At 69.4% G+C, this 15,713-nt stretch carries 19 protein-coding genes; 9 read left to right on the forward strand and 10 right to left on the reverse strand.

The genetic code is table 11. The features are described 5' to 3' along the window. Positions 1 to 34: 34 nt before the first annotated feature. Positions 35 to 997, reverse strand: a complete 963-nt coding sequence (locus tag JKJ07_RS06840) for a helix-turn-helix transcriptional regulator (protein ID WP_202990371.1) — start codon at positions 995 to 997, stop codon at positions 35 to 37. A gap of 54 nt (positions 998 to 1,051) precedes the next feature. Here JKJ07_RS06840 and JKJ07_RS06845 point away from each other — a divergent pair, with 54 nt between their 5' ends. The 8 genes from JKJ07_RS06845 to JKJ07_RS06880 all read left to right on the forward strand — a co-directional run bounded on the left by JKJ07_RS06845 (position 1,052) and on the right by JKJ07_RS06880 (position 6,787). Beyond that, positions 1,052 to 1,714: an alpha/beta fold hydrolase gene (locus JKJ07_RS06845; RefSeq protein WP_202990372.1), complete on the forward strand. Its 663-nt coding sequence runs from the start codon at positions 1,052 to 1,054 to the stop codon at positions 1,712 to 1,714. 165 nt (positions 1,715 to 1,879) lie between these two features. Further along, the gene (locus tag JKJ07_RS06850; RefSeq protein ID WP_202990373.1) at positions 1,880 to 2,986 is read left to right on the forward strand and encodes a sensor histidine kinase; all 1,107 of its coding nucleotides are present in this window, start codon (positions 1,880 to 1,882) and stop codon (positions 2,984 to 2,986) included. Beyond that, on the forward strand, positions 2,983 to 3,642 hold the full coding sequence (locus tag JKJ07_RS06855) for a response regulator (RefSeq protein ID WP_202990374.1): 660 nt from the start codon (positions 2,983 to 2,985) through the stop codon (positions 3,640 to 3,642). The genes JKJ07_RS06850 and JKJ07_RS06855 overlap by 4 nt, the downstream gene beginning before the upstream one ends. Before the next feature lie 5 nt (positions 3,643 to 3,647). Next, complete coding sequence (locus JKJ07_RS06860; RefSeq protein ID WP_202990375.1) at positions 3,648 to 4,169, forward strand: P-loop NTPase family protein; 522 nt, start codon at positions 3,648 to 3,650, stop codon at positions 4,167 to 4,169. Further along, on the forward strand, positions 4,145 to 4,681 hold the full coding sequence (locus tag JKJ07_RS06865) for an AAA family ATPase (protein ID WP_202990376.1): 537 nt from the start codon (positions 4,145 to 4,147) through the stop codon (positions 4,679 to 4,681). The genes JKJ07_RS06860 and JKJ07_RS06865 overlap by 25 nt, the downstream gene beginning before the upstream one ends. A gap of 15 nt (positions 4,682 to 4,696) precedes the next feature. Continuing rightward, the gene (locus tag JKJ07_RS06870; protein WP_202990377.1) at positions 4,697 to 5,107 is read left to right on the forward strand and encodes an MmcQ/YjbR family DNA-binding protein; all 411 of its coding nucleotides are present in this window, start codon (positions 4,697 to 4,699) and stop codon (positions 5,105 to 5,107) included. Further along, positions 5,104 to 5,604: a DinB family protein gene (locus JKJ07_RS06875; protein WP_202990378.1), complete on the forward strand. Its 501-nt coding sequence runs from the start codon at positions 5,104 to 5,106 to the stop codon at positions 5,602 to 5,604. Before JKJ07_RS06870 ends, JKJ07_RS06875 begins: the two co-directional genes overlap by 4 nt. Positions 5,605 to 5,854: 250 nt before the next feature. Continuing rightward, positions 5,855 to 6,787, forward strand: a complete 933-nt coding sequence (locus JKJ07_RS06880) for an LPXTG cell wall anchor domain-containing protein (RefSeq protein WP_202990379.1) — start codon at positions 5,855 to 5,857, stop codon at positions 6,785 to 6,787. A 6-nt stretch (positions 6,788 to 6,793) separates the two neighbouring features. Here the strand turns inward: JKJ07_RS06880 and JKJ07_RS06885 are convergent, their stop codons facing one another. The 8 genes from JKJ07_RS06885 to JKJ07_RS06920 form a co-directional block, all read right to left on the reverse strand. Further along, positions 6,794 to 7,561, reverse strand: a complete 768-nt coding sequence (locus JKJ07_RS06885; RefSeq protein WP_202990380.1) for an SAM-dependent methyltransferase — start codon at positions 7,559 to 7,561, stop codon at positions 6,794 to 6,796. Positions 7,562 to 7,604: 43 nt separating this feature from the next. Then, entirely contained in the window at positions 7,605 to 8,072 is a 468-nt protein-coding gene (locus tag JKJ07_RS06890; protein ID WP_202990381.1) for a hypothetical protein, read from the reverse strand. Positions 8,073 to 8,074: 2 nt separating this feature from the next. Continuing rightward, positions 8,075 to 9,031, reverse strand: coding sequence for a non-homologous end-joining DNA ligase (gene ligD, locus JKJ07_RS06895; RefSeq protein ID WP_202990382.1), 957 nt, complete (start codon positions 9,029 to 9,031; stop codon positions 8,075 to 8,077). Positions 9,032 to 9,049: 18 nt separating this feature from the next. Next, positions 9,050 to 9,367, reverse strand: a complete 318-nt coding sequence (locus JKJ07_RS06900) for a hypothetical protein (RefSeq protein ID WP_202990383.1) — start codon at positions 9,365 to 9,367, stop codon at positions 9,050 to 9,052. A gap of 116 nt (positions 9,368 to 9,483) precedes the next feature. Further along, positions 9,484 to 10,377, reverse strand: coding sequence for a carbohydrate ABC transporter permease (locus JKJ07_RS06905; protein WP_202990384.1), 894 nt, complete (start codon positions 10,375 to 10,377; stop codon positions 9,484 to 9,486). After that, positions 10,374 to 11,201, reverse strand: coding sequence for a carbohydrate ABC transporter permease (locus JKJ07_RS06910; RefSeq protein ID WP_307834178.1), 828 nt, complete (start codon positions 11,199 to 11,201; stop codon positions 10,374 to 10,376). The genes JKJ07_RS06905 and JKJ07_RS06910 overlap by 4 nt, the downstream gene beginning before the upstream one ends. Before the next feature lie 133 nt (positions 11,202 to 11,334). Beyond that, positions 11,335 to 12,606: an ABC transporter substrate-binding protein gene (locus JKJ07_RS06915; RefSeq protein WP_202990386.1), complete on the reverse strand. Its 1,272-nt coding sequence runs from the start codon at positions 12,604 to 12,606 to the stop codon at positions 11,335 to 11,337. A 365-nt stretch (positions 12,607 to 12,971) separates the two neighbouring features. Beyond that, positions 12,972 to 13,988, reverse strand: coding sequence for a LacI family DNA-binding transcriptional regulator (locus JKJ07_RS06920; protein WP_202990387.1), 1,017 nt, complete (start codon positions 13,986 to 13,988; stop codon positions 12,972 to 12,974). 476 nt (positions 13,989 to 14,464) lie between these two features. Here JKJ07_RS06920 and JKJ07_RS06925 point away from each other — a divergent pair, with 476 nt between their 5' ends. Continuing rightward, the gene (locus JKJ07_RS06925) at positions 14,465 to 15,340 is read left to right on the forward strand and encodes an NAD(P)-dependent oxidoreductase (RefSeq protein WP_202990388.1); all 876 of its coding nucleotides are present in this window, start codon (positions 14,465 to 14,467) and stop codon (positions 15,338 to 15,340) included. Positions 15,341 to 15,361: 21 nt separating this feature from the next. Here the strand turns inward: JKJ07_RS06925 and JKJ07_RS06930 are convergent, their stop codons facing one another. Continuing rightward, entirely contained in the window at positions 15,362 to 15,709 is a 348-nt protein-coding gene (locus JKJ07_RS06930; protein ID WP_202990389.1) for an MmcQ/YjbR family DNA-binding protein, read from the reverse strand. Positions 15,710 to 15,713 lie beyond the last annotated feature (4 nt).

The raw sequence follows: 15,713 nt of genomic DNA on the forward strand, positions 1-15,713 counted from the left end.
CCTGGCCATCCGGCTTTTGAACTGAGACGCCAAGTCAGTCCGACTGCACGGCGGCGGTGAAGCGGGCCGCCACCTCTGCCACGGCCTCGCGCAGTTCAGGGCACTCCACGACCGTGAAGGGGAACGGCACGGCGGGCAGCCACTCCTGGGCGTACATGCGGGTGTTGGTCGTGCTGCCGATCAGCACGCACTCCGTAGCACCGGATGGCTCGAGGCGGCCCATCGTCGGCCGGATCCAGGGTGCGACCTGGTCGAACGGGGCGTGGAAGACGATCCGGGTCGGATACTTCCAGCCCGAGGCCAGGTTCTCTTCGAGTGCCGCCACCGGGTCGAGGTCGTCCGGCGGGATGAACTTCTGCGGGAGCTGCCGGGCGGCGCGGATCCGGTCGATCCGGTACGTGCGGATGGCGTCGGCCCGATGCGAATGGCACAGCAGATACCACCGGCCGAACCGCACCACCACGGCCCACGGGTCCACTTCGGCGTCCCATTGATCGCCGCTCTCGTTGGCGTACGTGACGGTGACCCGATGATGGTCGGCCACGGCGGCGACCAGCGCGCTCATGACGGCCGGGTCGGCGCGGGCGGCCTTGCGGTCGGGGGCGGCCGACGCGTACGCCCGGAGCGCCGCCGCCTGCCGTCCGATGCTCTCGGGCAGCGCTCGGATCACCTTGCTCAGCGCCGCCCCGACCAGGTCGTCGGCGTCGATCGCGGCCGGCTGGCCGTCCAGCACGGCCATCACCAGCCCGAGGGCCTGCTCCTCGGTGAACACGACGGGTGGCAGCCGGGTGCCGCGGCCGAGGCGATAACCCCCGTACGGGCCCCGGACCGAGTCGACGGGGATGCCCGCCTCGCGGAGGATCCCCACGTAGCGGCGCGCGGCCCGCTCGGTGACGCCCAGCTGGTCGGCGAGCTGCTCGGCGGTGGTGCCCGGACGGGCCTGCAGGATCTCGAGCGTGCGCAGGGCGCGGGAGGTGGGGCTCGAAGGATTCTCCACGGGCCGAACGCTACCGGAAGAGAAACGTCCGGAATGGGTCCTAGATTGGGCCGCATGACTGACGAACAAATCGTGCTCCTCGGCGGCCTCTGGCTCACCCCCTCGACGTGGGACGGCGTCGTCGCCGAACTGACCGGGCGGGGCCGCCGCGCGGTGCCGGTCGACCTGAGCGGGGCCACGCTCGACGACCAGGTCAACGCGGCCCTCGCCGTGGTCGACGCGGCCGAGGGGGCCTCGGTCGTGGTCGGGCATTCGGCCGCCTGCGCGCTGGCCTGGCTGGTCGCCGACGCGCGGCCCACCAAGGTGGCCAAGGTCGTGATGATCGGCGGCTTCCCGAAGGCCGACGGCGAGAGCTACGCCGACTTCTTCCCGCCCGAGAACGGCGTGATGGCGTTCCCGGGCTGGGAGCCGTTCGAGGGCGCCGACTCGGCCGACCTCACCCCGGCCGCCCGCGCGGACTTCTCGGCCAAGGCCGTCCCGGTGCCCGAGGGCGTCTCCAAGGCGATCGTGCACCTGTCCGACGAGCGCCGCTTCGACGTGCCGGTCGTGCTGGTGTGCCCCGAGTTCAGCCCGGCCGAGGCCCGCGAGTGGATCGACTCGGGCGACCTCCCCGAGCTGGCCAAGGCCAAACACATCGAGCTGGTCGACATCGACTCGGGCCACTGGCCCCAGCTCACCAAGCCGGCCGAACTGGCCCGCATCCTGGCCGACGCCTGAGAAAGGTCGACGCCTGAAAAAGGTCGGCGCCTGAGAAAGGTCGGCGCCTGAGAAAGACGGCCAAGGCATACTCCGAATGGTGTAGCCGGTAGTCGGGAGGCGTCGATGGAAGTGTCAGCGGCGGGACGACGTGCCGGCCCCGTCGCCGGCCATAGCGTCCGGGGCATGAACAGATATCTCGCTCCGGCGTTGACCCTTGTCGGCGTTCCGGCCGGGCTTGCGATCACCGGTGGCAACGTCGACACGACCATGACGCTCTCGTTGGCCGGCTGGCTCGCGGTCTTCGCCTGCTTCGTCAGCCGGTTCCCCCGTACGGTCCTCGTGCTCTCGCTCTTGACTGTGGCGGGGATGCGCGGCGCCGGCCTCGTCGGGGCGGGCTGGGTGTGGCCGGCCACCGCCGCGTTCGTGGCTGTCGTGCTGGCCGGTGGGCTCCGGTTCGCCGTCGTCGCGGGCGGGCTGGCCCTGGCGTACGGGATCGGCTGGGACGCCTTCGTCAACCAGGACCACGACGGCAACTGGGCGCTCGCGCACGTCGGCGGCGACGCCCTGTGGCTGGCCGCCGTGCTGGCCGCGGCCAACGCGTTCCTCAGCACCCGCCGCTGGCAGCGGGAGTTGGCGCTGCGCCTCGAGCAGGAACAGCAGCAGCGCGAGCTCGACACCCTGCGGCGCCGGGCCGAGGAGCGGGTCGGCATCGCCCGCGACCTGCACGACGTCGTGTCCCATACGCTGGCCGTGGTGGGCGTGCACCTCAACGTCGCGCTCGACGCGTTCGACAACGATCCCGACGAGGCCCGCTCGTCGCTCCGGCTGGCTCAGGACGTACGGGGAAAGGCCATGTCTGATCTGAAGTCGCTGGTCGACGTGTTGCGCGACGGGCAGCTGGCGGAACCGGTGGAGGGCCTGGACGGGATCGAGCGGCTCGCCGACCAGGTGCGGGGGGCCGGGCTGACGGTGACGCTGAACGAGTTCGGGGAGCGGGCCGACGTGCCGGCCGCGGTGGCCACGGCGATCTATCGCGTGGTGCAGGAGGCGCTGACCAACACCGTGCGGCACGCGATGGCGCAGCGGGTGACGATCACCCTGCGGTACGCGCCGGCCAGCGTCCTCGTCGACGTGCAGGACGACGGCACGGCCCCGGAGCTGGTGATCGACGGCAACGGGATCGCGGGCATGCGCGAGCGGGTGGCCGCGCTGGGCGGGGCGCTCACGGCGGGCGCGGGCAAGAGCGGTTTCACCGTACGGGCGACGATCCCCTACGGCGGCCGCGAGTGATCTCAGTGCTTCTCGCCGACGACCAGCACCTCGTACGGGCCGGGTTTCGCAGTCTGCTCCGGCGCGACAAGGGGATCCAGGTCGTCGGCGAGGCGTCGACGGGTGACGAGGCCGTCCGTACGGCGTCCGCGCTGTCTCCTGACGTGATCCTGATGGACATTCGCATGCCCGGGATGGACGGGATCACTGCCACCCGCACGATCCTGGCGTCGGGCCTGCCGACCCGCGTGATCATCCTGACGACGTTCGAGACCGACGATTACGTGTTCGCCGCGCTCGCCGCCGGGGCCAGCGGGTTCCTGACCAAGGAGATCGGGCCGGACGGCCTGCGGCAGGCGGTGCGGGTCGTGGCGGCCGGGGACGCGCTGCTCTCGCCGAGCGTGACGCGGCGGGTGGTGGGGCAGTTCGCGCATCGCCCGGTGGCCGCCGCCGCTTCTGGTCAGAGCCGGCTCGCCGTGCTGACCGAGCGCGAGCGGGAGGTCGTACGGCTGGTGGCGGCCGGGCTGTCCAACGACGAGATCGCCCGCGAGCTGGTGATCAGCCCGTTGACGGCGAAGACCCACATCACCCGGGCGATCGCGAAATTGGGCGTACGGGATCGGGTCCAGCTCGTGATTATCGCGTTCGAGGACGGGCTGGCCGGACCGCTATCGTGACCGTTATGCGACGGATCCTGGTGTACGGGGTGACCGGTTCCGGCAAGTCGACGCTGGCCGCCCGGGTCGGCGCCCGGCTGGGCCTGCCCTACCACTCGATCGACGACCTGATGTGGCGGCCCGGCTGGGTCCCGCTCGCCGTGGACGAGCAGCGCGACGTCATCGAGAAGCTGCTGGCCGGCGACGAGTGGGTGATCGACGCCGCGTACGGCTATTGGCACGACCTGGCCCTGCAACGCGCCGACCTGATCGTCGGCCTCGACCTGCCCCGCTGGCGCTCCGGAAGCCAGCTGCTGCGCCGCACGGTCACCCGGATCGTCCGCAAGACCCCCACGTGCAACGGCAACTACGAGACGTGGCGCGCATCCTTCTTCGACCGCGAATCGATCCTGCTCTTCCACATCACGTCGTTCCCGCGCAAACGCAAGCGGATGCGCCTGTGGCACGCCAGCCCCGACTTCCCCGAGACGGTGCTGCTGCGTTCCCCGGCCGAGGTCGAGAAGTGGCTGGCCGGTCTTTCATCCTGACCGGCACCCCCGGCTCGGGCAAGACGGCGTTGCTGCGCCGGCTCGAGGTCGCGGGCCACGCCGTCGTCGAGGAGGCCGCCACCGACGTCATCGCCCTGCAGCAGGCCCTGGGCGTCGACGAGCCCTGGCGCGATCCGGCTTTCCTCGACCGGATCGTCGCGCTGCAACGTGCGCGGCAGCTCGCCGCCGGCCCGGGCCTGGTCTTCTTCGACCGTTCGCCGGTGTGCACCCTCGCGCTGAGCCGTCACCTCGGCCTGCCCGCGCCGCCCAGGCTGCTCGCCGAGCTCGACCGGATCCGGGCATGCGTCTACGAGCCGACCGTCTTCTTCGTACGCAACCTGGGTTTCGTCGAGCCCACGGCCGCCCGCCGCATCTCGTACGAGGACGCGCTGTCCTTCGAGCGGCTGCACGAGGAGGCCTACCTGGCCGCCGGCTTCACGCTCGTCGACGTGCCCGCGGCGCCACTGGAGGAACGTGCGGCGCTCGTTCGGGGATTTGTTGTCGGACCCTGACGCTACTGTCGCTTCATGTCCGCTCCCGGTGACGTGCCGCCCGAGATCCTGAGCCGCTTACGCCCGATCTGCCGTGCGCTGCCGGAGGCGTACGAGGAACCGGCTTGGATCGGTCTTCGCTGGCGCATCCGTCAGCGCACGGTGGCCCACGTCTACACGGCCGACCCGGAGCGGCAGCTCGCCTATCCGCGCGACTGGGTCACCGACGAGCCCCCGGTCCTGATGACGTTCCGCGTGCCGCCCGACGACCTGCTCGGCCTGACCGGCAGCGGCTTCCCGTTCTTCCGGGCCGGCTGGGGTCACAACGTCGCCGGCATGTTCCTGAACTCCGACACCGACTGGACCGAGGTGGCCGAAGTGCTGACCGACAGCTATTGCGAGATGGCCCCCAAGTTCCTCGCCGCCCGCGCAGGGCTGGTCCGATGAGGACCGACATGCCGGCGTCGTGGGACGAGCGAGGCACCCTGACCGCGATGCTCGACTACGCCCGCGCCACCGTACGGGCCAAGTGCGAGGGCTTGTCCGAGGACGATGCTCGCCGCGCCCCGCTGCCGACATCCCCGCTGACGACCATCGCCGGCCTGGTCAGCCACGTCCGCTGGGTCGAGTATTCGTGGTTCGACGTCGTCTTCCTGGGCCAGGAGGATCGCGGCCCCTGGACAGACGACGACCCGGACCGAGAAATGCGAATCGCCCTCGACGCACCACTCGCCGAACTCCTCGACGACTATGACGCCCAGTCGGAGCGCTACCGTCAACTCGTCGCCGAGACGGACCTCGACGACCGCTCCCAAAAGACAATGAGCACCGGCGAGACCGTGACGATGCGCTTCATACTCCTGCACCTCATCGAGGAAACAGCCCGCCACAACGGCCACATAGACATCCTCCGCGAACTAGCCGACGGCGTCACCGGCACCTGAATCTCCCCGCGCCGAATCCACGGTGGCGCGTCGAACTCAAGCTCCTCGGCGATCGCAGCCAGGTGCGCCGCAACCGCAGTCCGCAAATCACCCACCGCCAGCCCGAACCGGAGCTCATCGTTGCGGGCGGCTCTACAGAGCAGGGAAAGTCGCTGACTGCGAACGGGGTCTCCTCTGAACGAACGATCCCAGTCCGGCAGTGGACCTCTGTACGGTGACGCGGTCCTTGCCGCCGGTCCGGGGAGACGACGTGAAGAAGTATCTGCCTCTGCTCGCCGTGGTCGCGGGCGTGCTGCTCTCGCCCGGGGTGGCGATCGCGAATCCGCCCGGCGTGGAGCCCCGGTTCGCCGCGCTGAGTGAGCTCGGCGGCGATGGTAAGCCCGTGTCCGTGCCGGTCCGGGCGGGTGGCACCGCTGCGATCACGGTCGGGGTCGCGTTCCTGGCCAACGCCCCGGCCAGTGGGGTCACCGTCAACGTGCGAGCGCTGTCCGATGTCGATCTTCCGCGGACGTTCGGGAACTGCGTGTACTCCGTCGTCGGGAGCACGAAGCAAGCCTGGTGCGACATCGAGCAGCGCATCGAGTTCGGCACGGGATATTCGCTCGCCGGGTTCGAGGTCGGGGCCGTGCCCGGCGCCCGGGCCGACCAGCTGCCGGGCGTCTTCTTCGAGTGGCACCCGCTCGGCACCAGGCCGCCGGTCAAGGGCTTGCCGGGCACGCCCGACCCGGTCCGAGGCACCGGCCCGGCGCTGACCTTGGCGAAGAACAGCAAGCTCGTCGTGACCGCCGCCCCGTCCAACGGTATGGCCTACGTGCACTTGGACGGCGCCGCCGTGCCGCCTCCGACCCCTCGGGCCACCCCGACCGTTCCCGACTCCACGCGAGCGCCGGGCATGCCGCCGTTCACCCCGCCGCCCCTCGACGACGATCCGGCCCTCACGCCGCCGACCACCGCCCCCACTTCGGCCCCCACCGCTCCGCCCTCGTCGCCGTCGGCCACACCGACACCCTCGCCTACCGCGGCCGTGACCACCGAACCGCCGCCCCCGTCCGGCACCGGCGGTGGGCTGGCGCAGACCGGCTCCAAGACCGCCCTGTTTGCCGGGGCCGGTGCCGCCATCCTGATCGCCGGGCTGGTTGTCGCGCTCATCGCCCGTCGACGCCGCCCGAGTTTCATCGCGTAGCGGAGCCTAGGGTTTGCGGCCGACAGCACCGTACTGGTCGATGTCGGGGACGTCGGTCTCCGGGTGCCAGCGGGTCACCGGAACCAGCCCGGGGCCGACCAGTTCCAGGCCTTCGAAGAGCCGGGCCAGGCGGTCCGGCCCGCGCAGGTGGTAGGGCAGGGCCGCGGATTCGTTCCAGATGCGGGCGGCCTCGACGACCTCGGGGGTGGTGTCGGTGCTGTCGCAGATGGCCAGGTAGCTGCCGGACGGAACCGCGGCCATCGCCGTACGGGTCAGGTTTTGCGCTGTTGCGTCGTCTTCGATGTGGCCGAGGACGCCCATGAACAGCACTGCCACCGGCTGGTCGAAGTCGAGCGTGCGCCCCGCTTCACGTATGACGTGCGCCAGGTCTTCGAGGCCGGCCTCGAGATAGACCGTCTCGCCTTTGGGGTGGCTGGTCAGCAGGGCGCGACCGTGCGAGACGACCAGCGGGTCGTTGTCGACGTAGACGATGCGGCTTTCCGGCGCCACGGACTGGGCGACTTCGTGGGTGTTGTCGGCGGTGGGCAGGCCCGCGCCGAGGTCGAGGAACTGCCGGATGCCGGCCTCGCCGGCCAGCCACCGCACCACGCGGGTGAGGTAGGCGCGGCTGAGCCGGGCGTTCTCGGCCAGCGCGGGCTGGCCGACCAGGACCTGATCGCCTACCGCCCGGTCGACGGCGAAGTTGTCCGTGCCGCCGAGCAGGTAGTTCCAGATCCGTGCGGTGTGCGGAACAGAAGGTTCGTCACTGACCACGCCGACAGCCTAAACGAAAAGAGTCCGATTAGGACGGACCGGATCACCAGTTGTCGAGGCCAACGATCCGGTTGTGGCTGACGAACTCGGTCACCGCGAAGCGCACCTCGGTCAGGAACTGTTCGAGTGAGTCGGCCACCGGCTTGAAGTCTCCCTCCAGGGAGGCGCCGATCGATCGCTGGACGCGGCCGGTTCCGTCGATGACGAATTGAGTGCCGCCGCCCGTCGAGCCGATCAGCAGGCCGTGGGGGTATGCGCCGGCGGCGCGGTGGATGAAGATGCCGTTCGCGACATCCGGCAGCCTCACCTCGGCTACGACCCGAGAGAAGCCGGTCAACGGTGTCGGAGCCTCAGGGTGTGCCTCGGGCTCGAGGTCGTCGTCGGCGGCCCACCGTACGAGGTTGGCGCCGGGCGGGTAGCCGTAGCTCGCCTCGAACGTCGCCATCAGGCTGCTCGCGGCGGCGTCGATGTCGCCGGCCCACTGCCGCACCCATGCTTCCCAGTCAGTCATGCTCAGCCGGCTTCCCGGCGGGCCTTGGCTCGGCGTTTGCCCTCGTGCATGGCCTGCACCCGGGCGACCGGAATCGTCCGCCCCTCCTCGATCAGCCCCTCGTCGAGGGACTGCGGCGCAGGCATCTCCGCCGCCCACGGGTCCTTCTCGCCCAGCCGCGCGAGTGCCGTGTGCACCGTGAAGTCGCTCGGCTTGATGTCGTCGAGCTCGTCCCAGGCCACGGGGAACGAGACGGGCACCCCCGGCCGTACGCGTGGGCTGTAAGCCGCCACCACGGTCGCGCCGCCTGAGCGGGTGGCGTCCAGGAAGACCTTGCCGTGGCGGTCGTCGCGGATGAACGCCGTCGTCGCCAACTCGGGGTCGAGGCGTTCGGCTCGGGCGGCCACGGCCCGGGTTGCCGCGGCCACCTGTTCGGGGTCGGACTTGCCGTCGAGGGGCACGAACACGTGCACACCCTTGGCGCCGCTGGTCTTCACCGCCCCTGACATGCCCGCGCCGGCCAGGGCCTCGCGGACGAGCCGGGCCGCCTTGACCGCCAGCTCGAACGCGCCGCCCTCGGGCGGGTCCAGGTCCATGATCAGGTGGGTCGGGTGGTGCGAGTCGGCGAGCATCAGGGCGGGGTGATATTCGATCGCGCGCTGGTTGCCGAACCACAGCAGCGTACGGCGGTCGTTGCAGAGGCCGTACGTCACCTCGCGGTGGGACGAGTCGGCCCACACCTTCGTACGCGGAACCCAGTCGGGCGTGTATTTCGGCAGGTTCTTCTGCATGAACTTGTCCTGCCCGCGCAGCAGCCTGATCACCGACAGCGGCCGGTCGTGCAGCACCGGCAGGATCCGGTCGCGCACCGCGTCCAGATAGTCGACCAGGTCACGCTTGGTCGCCCCGGCGTCCTCGAACAGCTCCTGGTCGAGGTTGGTCAGCTTGACGCCGTCGCGCTCCTCGGGCTTCTCCGCCATGCGCCCATCGTGCCCGAGTCAGCCGAGCTGGGCGACCCAGACCGCGGGCAAGACCATCAGGAGCGTGAGGACCACGTACGCCGCACCGAGGCCGAACCGGCGGCCATGGGTGGCGACGACGGCGGCCGTGAAGGGCATCAGCAGGGTCAGCGACGCGGCGATCGAGATCACCTCGGTCTCGCGCTGGCGGCCCGTCACGGCGTACCCGATCAGAATGGGAACGATGACCGCCCAGCCGACCAGGATGGCGGTGCACCGCAGGCCGACCTTGGTGTGACGCTCGTCGTCGGAGAAGTCCTTTTCCAGGGCGTACGCCATGCGATCGGTGAAGCTCACACCGCCGAGCCTAGTGGTGATCATGGGCCCGCGTCTTTAACGCCAAGGGTGAATTGACCGAATAGAGATGAGCCCCCGGCACACCGTTCGGTATGCCGGGGGCCTCCGGGGCGGCTCTAGCTTTTGACCGAGCCCGCCATCAGGCCACCGATGAACCAGCGGCCCAGCAGCACATAGACGACCAGCGTCGGCAGCGACGTGATCAGCGCGCCGGCCATCGACGCCGCGTAGTCGGGCGACTGGGCGCCGGCCAGCGCGTTCAGCGCGATCGTGATCGGCCCGTTCCTGGTGTTCGACAGGAAGATGGCGAACAGGTAGTCGTTCCAGGCCGACGTGAACTGCCAGATGACCGTCACCACGAAGCCGGGGATCGAGATCGGCAGGATGATCCGGCCGAACGTGCGCAGCAGGCCCGCGCCGTCGACCCGGGCCGCCTCGATCAGCTCCTCGGGAACCGTGGTGGCGTAGTAGTTCCGGAAGATCAGCGTGCAGATCGGGATGCCGTAGACGCAGTGCACGAAGACCAGCGTCGTGATGCCCGGCGGGATGCCCAGGGTGGTGACGATCTCGCGCAGCGGGATCATGACGGCCTGGTACGGGATGAACATGCCGAACAGGATCAGCGTGAACACCACGTCGGCGCCGGGGAAGCGCCAGCGCGACAGCACGAAGCCGTTCGCCGCGCCGATCAGCGACGAGATGACCGCGACCGGGATGGCCAGCTGGAACGTGCGGAAGAAGGCGGGCTGCAGGGCGGTCCAGGCCTTCTCCCACGACGCCAGGGTCCACGTCTCGGGCAGGCTCCACTGGCTGGCCACGCCGATGTCCGAGCCCGACTTGAAGCTGGTCACGATCAGCACGTACATCGGCATCAGCACGACGATCAGGAAGATCAGCGCGAGGGCGTACTTGACGATCGCCCCGGGACCACCGCGACGCTTCGGCTTGCGTACGGGGGCCAGGGTCTCGATGCTGGGCGGCGGGGGAGCTTCCACAGACGTCGACGTCATGCGTTCTTCTCCTGCCGGTTCGTGTAGATCAGGTAAGGCACGATGACCACGGCCACCAGCAGCAGCAGGATGATCGAGATGGCCGCCGCCTTGGCGTAGTCGCTGGTCAGCAGCGTCTGCCAGACGTAGATCGCGGGCACCTCGGTGAGCCACTGCGGGCCCGAGACGCTCATGATCAGGTCGAACATCTTCATCGACATGTGCCCGAGGATGATCAGCGCGGACAGCGCCACCGGGGTCAGCTGCGGGAAGATGACGTTGCGATAGAGCCGGTACGTCGACGCGCCGTCCATCGCGGCGGCCTCGCGCAGCTCCTGCGGGATGCCCCGGAAGCCGGCCAGGAACAGCGCCATCACATAGCCCGACAGCTGCCAGATCGCCGGGATCGCCATCGCCGCCATGCCCCAGTCGGGGTTGGTCCACCAGGTGTTCTGCAGGAAATCAAGACCGAGCCCACCCAGTACGGAGTTGAGGCCGCCCGCGCTGTCGCCCTTGTTCGGGTTCATCAGCCAGCGCCACACCACACCCGACGCGACGAACGACACCGCCATCGGGAACAGATACACCGTACGGAAGAAGCCTTCGGCCTTGACGCCGCGCTCGAGGATGAACGCCCAGAGCAGGCCGAAGAACATGGCCCCGACCAGGAACACGACCGTGAAGATCAGCAGGTTCTTGAGCGAGTGCGTGAACCGGTCGTTGATGTCGTTGGTGAACAGTTTCGTGTAGTTCTCGAGCCCGACGAAGCCTTTTGAGCCCAGGGCGTTGTGCTCGTCGGAGACCGAGACCTTGGTCGTCCAGGCGATCAGGCCGTAGACGAAGATCGCGAGCAGGATCAGTGAGGGGGAGAGCAGCAGCAGGCCCGGTCCCCAGTGCCGGAGTTTGCGCATCCGGGCTCCTTGGTGTCAACGCTGAAAATGGGGACGGCCATTCGCCGCCCCCACCTTCAGCTGGTGCTTACTTCTTGACGAACTCGGAAGCGGCAGTGGCCATGGCCTTCTGCAGCTCGGCGACGTCCTGGTTGGTGGAGAACTTGCCGAGGGCCGAGTTGGCCGCACCCTGCCAGCCCTGCGAGCAGGCCGAGCCGTGCGCACAGGACGGAACCTGCTTGAACGACTTCCAGTCGGCCATGGCGGCCTGCTGGTACTTCGGGTAGTCGGCCGGCTTGGCGTCCGTACGGGCCGGGATCGAGCCCTTCGTGGTGTTGAACGCCTTCTGACCGGCGTCCGAGCCGACGGTCTTCAGCCAGCACTTGGTGCCCTCGGCGTTCTTCGCGCCCTTGGGCAGCACGAACGAGTCGGCCAGCCACTGGAACGTGTCGCCGTTGCCCGGGAACGTGAACCAGGCGTAGTCGGTGAACTTCTTGGCGTCCAGGTCGGCCGCCTCCCAGTCACCCATCAGCTGGTACGCCGCCTTGCCGTCCATGACGAGCTTCTCGGCGTCGGTCCAGTCGAGCGCGTCACGGTCCTTGTTGGTGTACGTGAGCAGCGTCTTGAAGTCGTTGATGGCCTTGGTGACACCGGCGTCGTTCCAGTCGGTGGCGCCGGTCCACAGGCCGGTGAACTTGTCCGCGCCCAGGTCCGTGATCAGCACCGACTCGAACAGCATCAGCTGCGTCCAGTCCTTGCCGACCGCGAGCGGGGCCGCGATGCCCTTCGCCTTGACCTTGTCGAGGTCGGCGATGAAGGCGGCCATGTCGGCCGGGTCCTTGGTGATGCCGGCGTCGGCCAGGACCTTCTTGTTGGTCCAGACGACGTTGGCCCGGTGGATGTTCGCGGGCACCGAGTAGATCTTGCCCTCGACCGTCAGGTTGTCGATCAGGCCCTGCGGGAACGCCTGCTTGAGGCCCCAGCTATCGTAGTCGGCGCTGAGGTCCTCGATCTGGCCGGCGTTGATGTAATCCTGCAGCTCCGCGCCCGCGTGGGCCTGGAACGTGTCCGGCGGGTCGCTCTGCTGCAGGCGGGACGCGAGCACGCTCTTCGCGTTCGCGCCGGCGCCACCGGCCACCGCGCCGTTCTCGAAGGTCTGCCCGGCGCAGTCGGTGCCGAACTGCTTGACCAGGCCGTCGAGGCCGGCCTTCTCGCCGCCGTCGGCCCACCAGGTGAAGACCTCTACCTTGGTCGAACCGGAGCCGCCGCCGCTGCTGTCGTCACTGGACCCACAGGCCGTGGCGGTCAGGAGCGCGGCGACACCGACAGCTGCCACAGCAGCCCGTCGAGTGAAGCGCATGGTTATCTCCCATCGAAGTATTGACATCGTTGTCACACGATGGGGAGTACCGTGCCGTCTCAACCGAACACGTGTCAACGCCTGTTTCCGTGTCGTTACGTGCGCACTCTGTTGTTACCTGAGCGGAAGATCGCTGACCTGCACATTCATCGACGATTTTCCCTGCTTCGGCGATCGTCGAAGTGCCGTGGTCAACCCGGGTGACGGACAAAACGGTCACCTCCCGTACGCCGCGGGTTTGATCTCTCCGTCGCTTGTGTTCGGTTGTGGTGAGTCTCGGGGTGATCGCTGAGCGTTATTGCTTGTCTTGCCTCGCCTTTTCGCCGCGGCCGCTCGCCTTTCAGCGCGGCGGTCGCTCGCCTCTCTCAGCGTGGCGGTCGCTCGCCCGAGCCGCGGGCAATGATAGAGGTAGAAATCACGATGGTTCGGGCGGGGCCGGAATGCCCGCTGATGCGCTCGTACGCGAGCCGCGCCGCCTCCCGCCCGAGCGCGGTCATGTCATGCGCGACAACAGTCGTCCCGAGCACGTCGGCCAGGTCGAAGTCGTCGAACCCGACCAGCGCCGGCGGATCGGCCAGTCCCCGCATGCCCCGCAGCGCACCCGTCGTGAGCCGGTTGTTGGTCGTGAAGATCGCGGTCGGCGCCGGGTCGAGCGCGAGCAACTCGCGCACCGTGCGCTCGGCATGCCGTACGTCATGCACGTCCGTGCGCAGATAGGGCTCCCAGGCCCGATTGCCGGCGGCCCGCATCGCCCCGACAAAACCGTCGATCCGGGCCCGCTGCGGCGCCATCCGCGCCAGGTCGGCCACGATCGCGATCCGCTTGTGCCCCGCCGCCAGCAGATGCTCACCGGCCGAGCGCGCCCCACCCGCGTTGTCGATCAGCACCGCGTCGGCGGCCAGCCCGTCCGGCGGCCGGTCGAGAAAGACGAACGGCACGCCGCGATTGCCCTCGATGGCCAGATACTCGTGATCGTCCGCACTGGGCACAACCAGCAGAGCCCGTACGCGTCTTTCCAGGAACGCGTCGACGAGGCTGCGCTCGAGCATCGCGTCCTCGTCGTTGTTCGCGGTGATCAGCAGGAGCCCGTGCTGCCGCAGCTCCCGCTCGATGCCGCTGGCCACCGCCGAGTAGAACGGGTTGGTCAGATCGCCGCTGACCAGCCCGACCAGCGCCGAGGTGGCCCCGCGGCGCAACTCGCGGGCGATCCCGTTGAGCCGATAGCCCAGCAGATCGGCCGCATCTCGCACCCGCCGCCCGGTCGAGGGCGCGACATTAGGCTCCTGATTGAGGGCGCGGGAGGCGGTCTTGAGGCTGACCCCGGCCAAGGCGGCAACCTGAGTCAACGTGGGCCGGCGAACGGTCACATCGTCGGCGGGCATAACGCTCCGAGCACTCTCAGCAACGGGACGCCCCAGTATGACATCGACGCCGATGCGCCCCACCGCGGTACGCACCGGGCCGCTCGGTTATCGGTCGCGGCGCTCGTTGCTCCCGGTTGGCGCCCACACGCTCGACTTCGACCGGTCCACGTCGCGCGTTGTCCACAGGGCCGTTCGATGCGTCGGCCTCGCCTGTGGATAACTAGGCCCTCCCGGCTTGACAAGCCGTAAGGTCAAGCCCCGGTCTCCCCGTGGTGGGCGGGGGTTAGGGATGGCCGACTCCGCAAGATTTATTTGTCGGAGGAGTTGTCCGGGCGCGGGGGCGGCCGTGCCCCGGCCGCCGGTGGGCGCGGATTGAGCCGGGGCGGGGCACGGCCGCTGATCGGGGAACCCGCGGGTTCGTGAGGATCAGCGAATCACCGCGGCCTAGGTTGGAGCTGTCAGCGGCCTGTGTGGATCTTGGGTGAGGGGTAGCCATGGTGACGGTGGGGCTGGTCAGCGCGGGGTTCATGGGGGCCGGGCTGGGGCGGGCGCTGATCGGGGGTGGCGCTCGGGTCGTCACGACCCTGGACGGGCGATCGGCGCGGACGGCTCGGCTGGCGACGGAGGCCGGGCTCGAACTGCTGCCCACTCTCGCGGACGTGGTCGCCGCGGCCGACGTTGTGCTGTCGGTGACGCCGCCGGGAGCCGCGGTGGACACCGCTCGGGCGGTCGCGGCCGCAGCCAGACAGGCCGGTCGGCTTCCCGGCGTCGAATCCGAGGCCGGTGGTGGGCTTGTGGTGGCGGATTTGAATGCGGTTTCGCCGGCGACCATGGAACGGGTCGGGGCGGAGCTGGTGGGGCTGCGGGTGGTGGACGGGTCGATCTCGGGGCCGCCGCCCAGTGTCAAGGCGGGGGCGCGGATTTATCTCTCGGGGGCGGCCGCGCGGGTTGTGGCGGGGCTGCCGTGGGACGGGCAGGTGGAGACCGTCGTGGTGGGGGAGCGGGTCGGGGCGGCCAGTGCGGTCAAGATGTGCACCGGAAGTGTCTACAAGGGGTTGACCGCGCTCGTGACCCAGGCGATGCGGACTGCGGGGGCTCAGGGCGTGCTGGATTTCGTGGTGGCGGATCTGGAGCGGAACGGGCTGGGCGACAGCGACGGCGTGGCGCGGTCGGCCACCAAGGCCCACCGGTTCGTCGACGAGATGCGCGAGGTGGCCGCCACCCAGGAAGCGGCCGGATTGAGCCCGGCCCTGTTCAGCGCGATCGCGGAGGTGTACGCCGGCATCGCGCGTACGGAGTTGGCGGTAGGCGATCCGGAGCGCGAGCGGGAACTTACGGCGGCCGAGGTCGTCGCGCGGCTGCGGGAATAGGGCCAGGCGGGTTAAGAGCGGTCAGGCCAGGCGGGGTAGGTAGGCGTTCCAGACCTTTTTCGGGACGACCATGCGCCACGCCTCGAGCACCAGCTCGGTCATCTGCTCCTCGTCGAGCTGGGCCGGCCAGGCCTGCACCCAGTTGAAGCGCATGTCGGACTCGCGAGGCAGGTGGAACGTCGCCGGGTCGGAGGCGACGAGGGCGGCCCTCTCCTCCTTGGGATAGCCGAAGCCCATGACTGTCTCGTCGCGGGAGAACGCCACATAGACGATCGCGCCGACGCGGAACTTCACGCGGTCGTGGATCAGATGCTCGGAGCTGCGCGGAAGGTCGGCTGCGACCCGCCGGACGTCCTCGACGGTGACCATGCGA

Origin of the sequence: Paractinoplanes lichenicola (assembly GCF_016785085.1) — a bacterium.
Classification (GTDB): Bacteria; Actinomycetota; Actinomycetes; order Mycobacteriales; family Micromonosporaceae; genus Actinoplanes; species Actinoplanes lichenicola.